1 protein-coding gene is annotated in these 1,038 nt (G+C 39.7%); it reads right to left on the bottom strand.

The genetic code is table 11. From position 1 onward, the window contains the following. On the bottom strand, nucleotides 1–1,038 hold a 1,038-nt coding region (locus tag RV17_RS13550; protein WP_428839267.1), incomplete at both ends, for a hypothetical protein.

Here is a 1,038-nt window from a genome sequence, read left to right as displayed (position 1 = left end):
AATAACCATTTGGTGTCAATTCATAGAAAGCCTCCGTCTGTCCTTCAGCTTCTTTCACTAACACTTCATTTCGACTCGTATATGTTTCTGAACCACTTAATTGCCAAGTTGGACTATCTTTCTTAGTACCCGATGCGGTTATCACATCCCCATACTCGATTGTTGCTGATTTAATCAAACCATTCCAAGTGGTTGCTAACTGATCCGGCGTTTGATAAACCGTACTTGTTTGTAGTGAAACGAGCACATTCGTCATTGAGCCACGATAAACATTCAATAGCGGACGCAATGTCAATTCATTTTTTGCCGTTCCTGGTGTTGCAACTAGCTTGGGCACTCCCTCATCGTCCAACAAGCTAAGTGTTACTAACGGATCAGTCCCCATTACGATACTATTGCTATACAATACTTTGTAATTAATCACGACATCAACTGATTGATTGAAGTTTTGGCTGGTTACGCGAACCGTTGCTTGATGCTGGCCAACAGTTGTCCCGCTAATTGGTTCACCAACCCATTCAAAAGTCAGCTTTTCTTCGGCTTCTGGCGTAGAATCAACTGTGACATACTCTTTGGCACTTGTTGATAAGGTCGTTCCTAACGGAATATCAGCGAGTTGTTTGGCAGAAACATTTAAGTCGCTTAGTACGTTAAAGGTCACTTCATATTCATAAGTATGAGTGATGCCTTCGATTGTTTCTTCTACCAACACTTTTCCTACTGCCTTCCCCGCTTTTGAACGATCTGGATACTGAGTCATTTTAGTTACTTTTAGTCCATTTCCAGTCATTCCAAGAAAATCAATCAGTTCATTCTTCTTCTGATCCAGATCTTCATTCGTTGTGCTCATTAAAATCGTTGATTCTTTGGCTTCTAATTGATTTAAGCGATAAGGAACAAAGCCATTGGCGGTAACCAAGAAATAAACAATATCTTCATTTTTACCTGAATACTGAATCTCTTTTTCATCTTTCGTATAGAAGTTACGCCATTGTTCTTTATGCCAAATTTTGACGACATCACCTAGTTGAACAGATT

The sequence above is a fragment of the Enterococcus thailandicus genome, from assembly GCF_001886265.1.
GTDB lineage: Bacteria > Bacillota > Bacilli > Lactobacillales > Enterococcaceae > Enterococcus_B > Enterococcus_B thailandicus.
Note: the sequence above shows the minus strand (reverse complement) of the source record. Positions and strands in the feature narration are given on the sequence as shown.